Origin of the sequence: Xenorhabdus sp. PB30.3 (genome assembly GCF_963895965.1) — a bacterium.
Taxonomy (GTDB): domain Bacteria; phylum Pseudomonadota; class Gammaproteobacteria; order Enterobacterales; family Enterobacteriaceae; genus Xenorhabdus; species Xenorhabdus stockiae.
The window spans coordinates 1-11,375 of record NZ_CAWQMW010000014.1 but is presented as its reverse complement, the minus strand read 5'-3'; the positions used below and the strand labels follow the sequence as shown (position 1 = coordinate 11,375).

General features: G+C 43.3%; 9 protein-coding genes and 2 pseudogenes. 9 read left to right on the top strand and 2 right to left on the bottom strand.

Annotation, left to right across the window (positions count from 1 at the left end; translation table 11 throughout):
* Positions 1–345: 345 nt before the first annotated feature.
* The 7 genes from AACX38_RS01995 to AACX38_RS01965 all read left to right on the top strand — a co-directional run bounded on the left by AACX38_RS01995 (position 346) and on the right by AACX38_RS01965 (position 9,228).
* Positions 346–3,576, top strand: coding sequence for an inverse autotransporter beta domain-containing protein (locus AACX38_RS01995; RefSeq protein WP_228865606.1), 3,231 nt, complete (start codon positions 346–348; stop codon positions 3,574–3,576).
* 518 nt (positions 3,577–4,094) lie between these two features.
* Positions 4,095–4,301 carry a hypothetical protein gene (locus tag AACX38_RS01990; protein ID WP_228865605.1) on the top strand — a complete coding sequence of 69 codons (207 nt, stop codon included), beginning with the start codon at positions 4,095–4,097 and terminating at the stop codon, positions 4,299–4,301.
* A gap of 2 nt (positions 4,302–4,303) precedes the next feature.
* Positions 4,304–5,473 (top strand): isochorismate synthase, encoded by a 1,170-nt coding sequence (locus tag AACX38_RS01985; protein ID WP_228865604.1) that lies wholly within the window; start codon positions 4,304–4,306, stop codon positions 5,471–5,473.
* The gene (locus tag AACX38_RS01980; protein WP_228865607.1) at positions 5,467–7,083 is read left to right on the top strand and encodes a (2,3-dihydroxybenzoyl)adenylate synthase; all 1,617 of its coding nucleotides are present in this window, start codon (positions 5,467–5,469) and stop codon (positions 7,081–7,083) included. The genes AACX38_RS01985 and AACX38_RS01980 overlap by 7 nt, the downstream gene beginning before the upstream one ends.
* Before the next feature lie 11 nt (positions 7,084–7,094).
* Positions 7,095–7,979: an isochorismatase family protein gene (locus tag AACX38_RS01975; protein ID WP_228865603.1), complete on the top strand. Its 885-nt coding sequence runs from the start codon at positions 7,095–7,097 to the stop codon at positions 7,977–7,979.
* Positions 7,976–8,719: a 2,3-dihydro-2,3-dihydroxybenzoate dehydrogenase gene (dhbA, locus tag AACX38_RS01970; RefSeq protein ID WP_228865602.1), complete on the top strand. Its 744-nt coding sequence runs from the start codon at positions 7,976–7,978 to the stop codon at positions 8,717–8,719. Before AACX38_RS01975 ends, dhbA begins: the two co-directional genes overlap by 4 nt.
* A 179-nt stretch (positions 8,720–8,898) precedes the next feature.
* Complete coding sequence (locus AACX38_RS01965; protein ID WP_228865601.1) at positions 8,899–9,228, top strand: cupin domain-containing protein; 330 nt, start codon at positions 8,899–8,901, stop codon at positions 9,226–9,228.
* 397 nt (positions 9,229–9,625) lie between these two features.
* Here the strand turns inward: AACX38_RS01965 and AACX38_RS01960 are convergent, their stop codons facing one another.
* A complete protein-coding gene (locus AACX38_RS01960; RefSeq protein WP_228865600.1) occupies positions 9,626–10,222 on the bottom strand; it encodes a class I SAM-dependent methyltransferase in 597 nt (198 codons plus the stop codon).
* 347 nt (positions 10,223–10,569) lie between these two features.
* Between AACX38_RS01960 and AACX38_RS20700 the strand changes: the two are divergent.
* Positions 10,570–10,614, top strand: a pseudogene (locus AACX38_RS20700) (hypothetical protein); the annotation flags it as partial.
* A 67-nt stretch (positions 10,615–10,681) separates the two neighbouring features.
* Positions 10,682–10,870 (top strand): annotated as a pseudogene (locus tag AACX38_RS20695) (IS1 family transposase); the annotation flags it as partial.
* Here the strand turns inward: AACX38_RS20695 and AACX38_RS01950 are convergent.
* On the bottom strand, positions 10,867–11,115 hold the full coding sequence (locus AACX38_RS01950; RefSeq protein ID WP_228865599.1) for a hypothetical protein: 249 nt from the start codon (positions 11,113–11,115) through the stop codon (positions 10,867–10,869). The pseudogene AACX38_RS20695 and the gene AACX38_RS01950 sit on opposite strands and share 4 nt — an antisense overlap.
* Between the last annotated feature and the right edge of the window lie 260 nt (positions 11,116–11,375).

Sequence of the window (11,375 nt, the reverse complement as noted above, 5' to 3'; positions counted from 1 at the left end):
TAACTTGTCCATGGCCTGTTCCTCCCCGGAGTCGTTTTAGGCTTTCACCAAAACTTTGCTCCTGGAACAGGCCTCTCGTCAATTTCTTATCCAGAATTCAGGTTATTATTAAATAATAATTCCCTCACCCTTGAATAATAAAAAGTGATTACTTTTATTTATCGCCTGATAAAAACCATTCATTACTTAATGATAAAAAGGTTTCCTAATTTAGTTTTATTGTGCAAAAAAAATTATTTCAACTAAACATTTAATGTGAATTCGCTGGTGAAACTTTGCGTTTTATTGAGGAATGTATCTATGAAGTTTATTTTTTTGAATAAATTCAGGCGGTTTTTCATATTAATGTTTTCTTTTTTATTACCGTTTGTCGCTATGAACACATTTTCAGTGAGTGAAAGCCATCAGGATCTGGCAGTAAGCACTATTTCTCCGATTGAAGACAACGAAAATATTTCTGGTTATATAGAAGAAGATAAAGCCAGCATGATCGCACAAAATATTCAGAGGGTTAGTGGCTTATTATCATCTACGCCATCTCAATTGGCAGAGCAGGCTAAATCTTACGCTTTGGGAAGATTGAATGGAACAATAAATAGCGAAGTACAAGAATGGTTGTCACAATTTGGTACAGCCAAAATTAATTTATCGGTGGATAGAAAAGGTAAATTGCATAACAGTTCATTAGACCTATTATTTCCACTTTATGATAATAAAGTAGACTGGCTGGTTTTTTCTCAGTTGGGTTATCGTAATAAAGACAGCCGAAATACAGTTAACCTCGGTTTTGGCAGCCGTTATTTCATTTCAGACTGGATGTATGGTTTTAATACTTTCTTTGATCAGGACATCACGGGCAAAAATAACCGACTGGGATTGGGTGCAGAAGCATGGGCTGATTACCTTAAATTATCAGCCAATACCTATATTCGTCTGAGTAAATGGCATCAGTCACGAGATGATAAACTTTGGGAAGAGCGTCCTGCTAATGGTTTTGATATCAATGGCGAGTTCTTTCTGCCTGCTTATCCGCACATCGGCAGTAAACTGGGTTACGAAAAATACTTTGGCGATGATGTGACTCTATTCAACCGTGATACCAAACAGAAAAACCCCGGCTTTGCCAAAGTAGGCATGACTTATACACCAATTCCGCTGATAACCATGGGCATAGATTACCGGCATGGCACCAACAAACATAGTGATGCCCGTTTTCAGGCCAATTTAAATTATAGATTTGGTGTCCCGCTGAGCGTTCAATTATCACCGGATAGCGTTGCATCAATGCGCACACTGGCCGGCAGCCGTTATGATTTGGTGGAAAGAAATAACACCATTGTGCTGGATCACAGGGAAAAATCGAGTCTGGAAATTAGATTACCGAATACCCTTCATGGAGATAGTGAAGATAAGGAAACAATAATCGCTACTGTCACGTCAAATAAACCGACTAAACCCGTGATATGGAAGGCAGAAGAAACATTCAGCAAAAATGGTGGGGAACTTCCGAGCGCTGGTAATGAAATTCAAATTAAATTACCCAAATATATCCCCAACGGTGTAAATAGTTACCCGATTTCTGCCACGGTGGAATTAAAGAACGGGAAACTATCCAAAACCGCAACAATGACTGTTACGGTTAAGGAGGTTAAATTAAACATCAGTTTACCAAATACCCTCCATGGAGATAGTGAAGAAGAGAAAAAAGTAACCGCTACTGTGGATTCAAATAAGCCGATCAAACCCGTGACATGGCGGGCAGAAGAAGCATTCAGCAAAAATGGTGGGAAACTTCCGGGCGCTGGTAATGAAATTCAAATTAAATTGCCCAAATATATCCCCAATGGTGTAAATAGTTACCCGATTTATGCCACGGTGGAATTAGAAAACGGGAAACTATCCAAAACTGCAAAAATGACTGTTACGGTTAACGATAAAAATACTGAATTGGGAATCACCTTACCGAATACCCTTGATGGATATGGTAATCAGAATATATCAGTCACTGCTGCTGTGATTTCAAGTGAGCCGACCAAACTGGTGACATGGGAGGCAGAAGAAGCATTCAGAAAAAATGGTGGGGAACTTCCGAGTGTTGGTAATCCCATTAAAATTAAATTGCCCAAATATATCCCCGATGGTGTAAATAGTTACCTGATTTCTGCCACGGTGGAATTAGAAAACGGAAAACTATCCAAAAAAACCGAAATGACTGTTACGGTTAAAGATGAAGATAAAGATACTGAATTAGAAATCACCTTACCAAATACCCTTGATGGATATGGTAATCAGAGTATATCAGTCACTGCTGCTGTGGTTTCAAGTGAACCGACCAAACCGGTGACATGGAAGACAGAAGAAGCATTCAGCAAAAATGGTGGCGAACTTCCGGGCGCTGGTAATGAAATTCAAATTAAATTGCCCAAATATATCCCCAATGGTGTCAATAGTTACCGGATTTCTGCCATGGTGGAATTAGAGAACGGGAAACTCGCCAAAACCGCTGAAATGACTGTTACGGTTAATCCTTTTACTCCTGGAGATAAATCATTCATAAATGAAATGGAAGTTTCTCCAAAAGAAACTCTCTTTGGGAATGGAAAAGATGAGTATACCTACAGAGTCTTAATTGTCGATCCTGAAAACGGGCAACCACTTCGTAACTATAAACTCAATGCAACCTGGGAAGTTATCGTAAATAAATTGCTGCATGATGATGTGTATTTTAAGGAACAGGAACAAACGACAGATAATGATGGATATTTAAAAGCTTTACTGGTGAGTAAAGTAGGAGTGGATAACGTCAAAGTCAACCTAAATATCACGACTGATGATGGTAACACATATGCCAGTAATAGCGAGAATACACCCGTCAATTTCAAACCGGTAGTGCAGGAGGCTGGGGTACTCATCTTCGGCCGTCATGAGTTTACCTATACTCATGAAAAAAATAAACCGTATAATGTTTATGAGGGATTAACGATAACACTGATAAATAAAGCATCAAAAAATTATCCTATGGTTATTGCCACTAATGACGATGATATTGAATATGACCCGTCTTCTGATCTCGTGGAAATAGTGAATAAAAAAATCACTTTTCCTTTGAAAACTTTTAGCTCATCTAAAACTGCAACAGTTATTGCGACGGTGACTAAAGCTAAGTCGAGAGCTAAATATGCGTATACATATACATTCAATCCCAAAAGGTATGTTTTTAGCCCGGATGATGTTGGTATTAATGGAGAAGTAAACCTGAGGGATAAGAGTATAAAAAACTCGTGTGACAATCCTAATCTTCAATCTTTAAAGGGACGTAAAGCTGAATCAATGACTGAGGAGGATGTCAGCGAAACATCTCTTAACAATAATTCTTTAGGCAAGGAATATAGCTATCCGACTTTCGCTGGCTTTGGTTTTTTGCCTTATCAGGGGCAGCCAAAAGATCTGAAAGTAAAAATAAAAAGTACCGCCAAAGAGGGAAATTTTATTTTTTATCATTATTATCAACAGGGTGGTTTCATTAGTTTTGATCCTAAGGAATCTGGCAGATTACTGTGTCAACTGAAAGAGTGAATGTGTGGTTTATGTAAATAAAAATAGCACATTGAATTACAGTCAATATTTTTAGGTTAAATTGCGTTTTTGTTAAAGGCCGCCTAGTGCGGTCTTTTTACTTTTTGGCGGGGTATCCAGATTTACCACAGCACAACAGTTCGGGATGATTCACTTAATACAACAGAACCATTTTGACACAAAAACAGCAAATAATTAATAATGATAATTATATTGATAATCATTTCTATTTGCAATATTGTAGTGCCGTTTTCTTCTTCAGGAGATCATACCTTTTCATGATGAGTGTTTTATCAAATTGGGTTTCCAGCGCCGCCTGTAAGCAGCACAAATGAATTGATGGTTATTAGATTATTTTTATAAGGCAAAGTCAGACGGTGTTTGATTATGTTTAAGATAAGAAAAAAACTTGTGATGGAACTCATCGCTCTATGCGAAAAATTTGGGATTCAGGTGGTGATGTTTTCAACACCTATTCTATCTGACGGAGCGTATGTAGTTAGCGAGGGATTTGCATCATGAGAGTTACAACCTCAGCGCTGAAAATTTCCGTAAATAGGTGTGTTTCCCCTACTTCTACCGCAGCATCCTCTCCACAGCCAGCTATAACAGATAACATCTGGTATCCGGCACTACTGGCGGTTGGCATTCTCTTTGCCAGCGGTATTTTCCTCCTCTCCGGTATGGAGAAAAAACTGACCATTATACTAACAAGAGGGACCTGATTTTGTCTGGGATCGTCAACGACCTTCTGCCACTCACGTTGCAAGAAGATGACTTCATATTTCTGTCACCTCACAAAAGTCTGCTCGCCCGGGGATGCTTCGCCACCTTGACACTTCCGGCCTCATCCGGACATCGTGTCGAAAGCGAGTTCCAGCAAAGAGTACAGCAGCAGCTTCGTCAGGCTCAGCAAGCCGGAGTAGAAAATCCTATTGTCGTAGGAGCTATTCCTTTTGATAAACGCCAACCCTGTTCGCTGTTTATTCCACAAACCTGCCATTGGTTCGATCGCTATGCCTTTAACCTTTCCGACTCTCCGGTACAGGTGGAGGGCCAGGCTCACTTCATTCCGGATCACGATGCGTATTGCGCCATGGTGGAAAGTGCGCTGAATCCTCTGCGCATTGGTGCGCTCGATAAAGTGGTGTTATCGCGCCTGCTACAGATTGAAAGTATTCCCCCACTGAGTGCCCTGAACCTGTGGTTACAACTCAACAGGCAGAATCCAGAGAGCTATAACTTTCACTTGCCGCTGGCGGATGGCACTCTGATTGGTGCCAGCCCTGAACTACTGCTACGTAAAGAGGGGCATACCCTACGCTCCTGCCCTCTTGCCGGTTCTGCGCGACGGGGCGCGAATAATACCAGTGATCAAAAGGCCAGAGAAAAGCTGTTAGCCTCCGTAAAGGATCGCCATGAGCATCTGGTGGTCACGGAAGCTATCCGTCGTCAACTAACAGACCTCTGCAATTCTCTGACTATTCCTGAACCTTCGCTGCTCAGCACACCTACACTCTGGCATCTCGCTACTGAAATTCAGGGGACACTGGCCAGTGATCGCGAGACTGCTCTATCGCTTGCCTGCTTACTTCACCCCACTCCTGCATTATGCGGCGCTCCTTATACCTCATCCCGCAATCTGATCGGCGAACTGGAACCATTCGATCGCGGCTGGTTTGGCGGTATTGTCGGCTGGTGCGATGCCCACGGAGATGGGGAGTGGGTAGTGGCGATCCGCTGCGGTAAAGTTCGATCTCATCAGATTGAGCTATTCGCCGGTGCCGGCATCGTTCCAGACTCTGTTCCGGAAAATGAATGGATGGAAACCCGTACCAAATTTAACACCATGCTGAGCGCACTTGGATTTGCGACGCAACAGGAGCAGACATTATGATTGAATTCAACCGTTGGCCTCAGGATCTGGCTGAACGCTATCGTTTGAAGGGGTATTGGATTGACCGTCCATTGAGCGATATTCTTGATATTCACTGTGAGAACGATGCCAAGGCACTGTTTTGTGGTGAGCAGAGCTGGAGCTATCGCGAGCTTAATGAGTCAGTAAACCGATTAGCCGCTTCTCTGCACCGACGCGGCGTACGTCAGGGACAAACTGCACTGGTTCAGCTCGGCAACGAAGCTGAATTTTATATCGTCTTTTTTGCCTTATTGCGTCTGGGGATCGTACCTGTTAACGCGCTTTATAGCCACCAAAGCAGCGAATTAACCGCGTATGCGCTCCAAATTAAGCCCCAAATACTCATTGCCGATCGCCAACATCGCCAGTTTCATGATGATGTTCTTATTGATCGTCTAATCGATAAATGCCCGGAACTGAATATAGTCGTGCTTCACCATACAGATTCAGACCATTCGCTTTCACGTCTGATATCGGAAGAGCCGGGAGACTTTACACCAACGCCAACTCCGGCAGATGAGGTCGCATTTTTCCAGCTTTCTGGTGGCAGCACTGGCACACCCAAGCTGATCCCACGCACCCACAATGACTATTATTACAGTATCCGCGCCAGCAACCCAATCTGCAACGTAAGTAGTAAAACCCGATATCTCTGTGCACTGCCTGCTGCACATAACTACCCTATGAGTTCACCTGGAGCTTTGGGCGTTTTCTATGCGGGCGGTCAGGTTATTCTCGTCCCCGATCCAAGTCCGGATGGATGTTTCCCGGCTATAGAACGTCATAAAATCAATCTTGTCGCCCTAGTACCACCAGCGGTCAGCATCTGGCTGGAATATACCAGTCTTAAAGGCCACGCCGACGAACTCGCCAGTCTGGAGGCCATGCTGGTCGGCGGTGCTCCTCTGGGAGAAACACTGGCCAGACGCATTCCAGCAGAGCTGGGTTGCCAGCTCCAACAGGTATTTGGTATGGCGGAAGGTCTGGTGAACTACACCCGATTAGATGATGACGATACACATACTTTCACCACTCAGGGCCGCCCCATCAGCGAGGATGATGAGGTATGGGTCGCAAATCAGGAAGGACTCCCGGTACCACTCGGAGAGCCGGGATTGTTGATGACCAGAGGCCCATACACTTTTCGGGGCTATTACCGAAGTCCGGAACATAACCAAACAGTGTTTGACAGCCACGGATTTTATTGCTCCGGTGACGTAGTTATTCAGCTTCCCGGCGGATATCTGAAAGTCGTTGGGCGCGAGAAGGATCAGATAAATCGTGGCGGCGAAAAAATTGCCGCTGAAGAGGTTGAACACCTTCTGCTACGCCATCCAGCCGTGGTATACGCCGCACTGGTTGCTATTCCTGACCCTCTGATGGGTGAAAAAACTTGCGCATATGTAGTGACGCGCGAGCATGAATCGGTAAAACCTGTGGTGTTCCGTCGATGGTTGCGCGAACAGGGTATCGCCGACTACAAAATTCCCGATCGTTTCGAAAATCTGCCTAAACTGCCGCTGACTCCGGTAGGAAAAATTAATAAACAGGCGTTACGTGCACTTGCCAGCGCCGCCTTAGAGAATTGAGGAAATACGCCATGAGCATTCCTAAACTTCAGGATTATACCCTGCCCGATGAGGCCACCTTACCTGTAAATAAAGTGGAATGGCAGTTAGAGCCGCAGCGTGCCGCTCTGCTGATTCACGATATGCAGGAATATTTCCTCAACTTCTGGGGAAAAGAGAGCAAAATGGTTCAGCAGGTTATTAACAACATTGTTATCCTGCGCGCCCGTTGCCATGAACTCGGTATCCCAGTGTTTTATACAGCTCAGCCGGACCAACAGAGTGACGTTGAGCGAGCGTTACTGAATGATATGTGGGGACCGGGGCTGAACCGCTATCCAGAACAGCAAAAAATCGCGGCAGCACTGGCCCCCGAACAACAGGATACTGTGCTGGTAAAGTGGCGCTACAGCGCGTTTCAGCGCTCTGATTTGGAGACGCACCTGAAAGAACGTCAGCGCGACCAGCTTATAATCTGTGGCGTGTATGCCCATATCGGCTGCCTAACCACAGCTACTGACGCCTTTATGCGCGATATACAGGCGTTTATGATAAGCGATGCACTGGCAGACTTCAGCCGGGAAGAGCACATGATGGCGCTACGCTACACTGCTGGCCGTTCCGGACAAGTGTTGAGTACCGATATGGCACTATCGGTACTCGATTCTCCCGCAACAGAAAATAAATGGGATCGGGACCGTTTACTGACTATACTGCAATCCACACTGGATGAAGATGTATGCGACATTGATGATGACGAAAACTTGCTTGATTATGGTTTAGATTCACTACGCATGATGTCTTTCGTCTCCAAGCGTCGGCAGGAAGGATACGAGCTTGATTTTACCTCCTTAATGAAGCAACCAACATTGCGAAACTGGCTCGTATTACTGAATGGCGAGTTGGAGGTGAGATGAACAGCTTCAAGGGAAAAATCGTCTGGGTGACGGGAGCCGGGAGCGGTATCGGTTACCGCACAGCTCTCCGCTTTCACGAAGCAGGAGCTAAGGTTTTTGGATTCGATCTCAAGTTCCCTGATTCAATGCCGTTTGAGACGCTCATTCTGGATGTCAGTGACGATTGTGCAGTGCAAAAAATCTGCCCTCCACTGCTGAAGGAAAACGGGCTGGATGTACTGGTTAATGGTGCGGGAATTTTGCGTCTTGGCTCAGCAGAAACATTAAGCCGTGAAGACTGGGAAAGTTCAATCAACGTCAATGCTGGCGCAGCATTCAATCTGTTTAAAATACTCATTCCACATTTCCAGCGTCAGCGCAATGGTAATATCGTTTCGATAGTCTCTAACGCCGCCCACGTACCGCGCGTTAATATGGCAGTTTACTGTGCGTCTAAAGCCGCAATGCGCAGCTTGTGCCTGAGTGTGGGCCTTGAACTGGCACCGTTTGGGGTACGATGTAACATTGTTTCGCCGGGTTCCACGTTAACCCCAATGCTGGAAGGGATGCTCAATGGTGACATAGCGCATCAGCGTTTGATTCACGGCATGACAGAACAATTTAAACTGGGCATTCCACTCGGGAAAATCGCACAGCCCGATGAAATAGCCAATGTCATTCTGTTCTTAGCCTCTGAACAGGCAAGTCACATCACGTTACAGGATATTGTCATTGATGGAGGTGCTACGCTTGGTGCCTGATACCCCATATGCCTATACACTGCGTATAAATCTGTAATGATGTAATAACCAAATAGGTTAGAAATAGAGATAAAATATTTTCCTGTCTATAAGATAAAAAACCGGAAAACGATAATTCCATATAATTGGTAAGCATTAAAAACTCAAACCAAAGACTAACTAAAGGAAAGGTATATAATATGAACCCTATTGCTGCATTGAGAAAAGTAACAAATTTAAAACAAGAATTTGATTTAATCAAAGAAGTATGGTCACCGAAGGTAATAACTGAAACAAACGAATATAAGATAATTATATTACTCGCAGATGGTGATTTCATATGGCATACACATGAAAAAGAAGACAAGGTGTTTATGGTGATTGAGGGTGAACTTCGTATAGATTTTAAAGATGAACACGTAATAATAAAGCAAGGTGAGTTTTTTGTGGTACCTAAAGGGGAAGAAAGTAAACCTTCTTCCACAGTATTAACCAAACTGCTATTAATCGAGCCTATAGTTGCAAACTAATACCATTAAAATTAGCAAGTCATGAATTCAGATAATTATTCCTATACACAATGGATTTCAAGATGCGTCGCGGCGGCAAGGGAGTGACAAATTCGTCGGGAACGAATTTGCCCAGCCAAAGGCTGGCCTCCGGTGAGAGGCAGGAGCCTCTCAGTAATCCCTAGGAGCATAGATAACTATGTGACTGGGGTGAGCGAGTGCAGCCAACAAAGAGGCAACTTGAAAGACGAAGTGTATATACGTGATTTGAAATAAAGGCAGGGAAACAGACAATGATTTGTTATCCCTGCCCCATCGTTTATTATCTTTAACTTTCAGTCAGGCTGAGTAATCCATTAATTGCGCAGAAAAACCGATGTATACACATCGGCCTTATAAAGCGCCGGGAGGATATTAATCAACTCGGTTTAAATGCGACTAAATCAATCAAAGCAGATAGACCAGAATGACCTGTTCCTTCTTGAAGTTCACTATCATATTCATCCAATTTGGATATTCTGAAATCCCCAAACATTTCTTCTAATAACGTCCGTGTGTAAAAATATTCAAGCTCCCTCGGTCCACCAGTCCCATATTCTAACTGCTCTGGTCTGTAACCCTGCATCAGTATCATCCCTCCTGGCCGTAGTGTCGTTTTCATTCCTTCAAAGATTTTCCTACGCATCTCAGGTGGTGCGAACTGAATAAAAATGGCAACCACAATATCAAACTGTTCCGGAACCCAGTGCCAGTTTTCTATGTCGGAGAGTTTGAAATTAACCGACACATCATTAAGCGTAGCTAGCTTTTTCGCTTTTTTCAGGCCTTCATCGGACATATCGAAAGCCGTCACATTCAGCCCCTGCGAAGCGAGCCAGATGCTGTTCCGACCTTCTCCATCCGCGACAGATAATACCGACTTTCCTGGTGATAGAAGGTGTTCACAGGAAGTAAGGAAAATGTTCGGTTCGGTACCAAAGATGTAATCAGAGCATGAATACCTTTCGTTCCACATCAGTAACTTAGCCTTATATTTAAATAGTTATAAACAATTGAGTATATTAAACACGATACCCAGTGGATTTGTTTTTTGTCATACCACCATATTTACCATAATGTCCTGTTGAAAGTTTATACATTTCTAGGTAATGGCAATTCCAATCAAAATATCAATGCTAATATTGGTTTTTTGCGTGTCATATCACAGAACACCTAAAGGATATTTTTGCTCAATATCCAGTTAAGAATTTTGGCATGAGAGTACATAGAAGGCGTGAATATCCTGAAAACAAGTTATTTTCGGTCATGCTCCCAATAGTCAGGTGTTGCGATAAACTTCTCACTTTTTATTACGGGTGAGATATGGCAGAGAATAACGGTGGTATCAGAGACACCGCTCGCGTCCTGAAGGTCGGTATCAACACCGTTATTCGCACGTTAAAAAACTTGAACCAATTATGCCGTTTACAATTGCCTTCCTGTGGAAAAACACCTCAGAGGCAAGAAATTCACTCAGCGTATCGAAAGAACCAACCTCAACCTGCGTACTCGCATCAAACGGCTAAATCGGAAAACGATTGGCTACTCCAAATCCGAAGAAATGCACGACAAAGTGATAGGCACGTTCATTGAGTGTGAATACTATCTGTCAGAAGAAATCTAATTATTGGAGTCATGACCAAAATGGCTGTTATACGCGAATAAAATCACGTTCGGATCAATTAAAGTTTTACGTAATTCGGCTGGTATGGAAATATTGCTTGTAATATCCCATACCTGAACAGGGTTATTGTTTATCGCCCACGCAAATAACATAATTTCGGCATGTTCGGCGTAAATGTGAGTACCATTTTTAATCGGTTCCTCACTGTAAGTTTCGAAGTCGAGCCAGAAAATAGTATTATTCATAGTCGTTAGTTTTAAATTGGGTGAGGGATACATGGGACGTTTAAAAGATTTTGTCGATATTAAAAAATTAGTGATTACTGTTATTGTTGTGGTTTTCTTACTTTATTGTTTCATATCGGGTAACATAACGGGTGGAAATGACATTCCCACTAAATAGCTTTTCAAAATGGTAGGCGAATCAAAGAAACTCAGTCCTATTTTTGCGAACTTTTTAATCGCAAAACCAAAAAAACACAAAAAGGAAGGACTGAGTTATGGCC

Coding starts and splice junctions, on each gene's coding strand:
- AACX38_RS01995 (WP_228865606.1), top strand. CDS start 346: ATGTTTTCTTTTTTATTACCGTTTGTCGCTATGAACACATTTTCAGTG.
- AACX38_RS01990 (WP_228865605.1), top strand. CDS start 4,095: ATGAGAGTTACAACCTCAGCGCTGAAAATTTCCGTAAATAGGTGTGTT.
- AACX38_RS01975 (WP_228865603.1), top strand. CDS start 7,095: ATGAGCATTCCTAAACTTCAGGATTATACCCTGCCCGATGAGGCCACC.
- dhbA (WP_228865602.1), top strand. CDS start 7,976: ATGAACAGCTTCAAGGGAAAAATCGTCTGGGTGACGGGAGCCGGGAGC.
- AACX38_RS01965 (WP_228865601.1), top strand. CDS start 8,899: ATGAACCCTATTGCTGCATTGAGAAAAGTAACAAATTTAAAACAAGAA.
- AACX38_RS01960 (WP_228865600.1), bottom strand. CDS start 10,222: ATGTGGAACGAAAGGTATTCATGCTCTGATTACATCTTTGGTACCGAA.
- AACX38_RS01950 (WP_228865599.1), bottom strand. CDS start 11,115: ATGAATAATACTATTTTCTGGCTCGACTTCGAAACTTACAGTGAGGAA.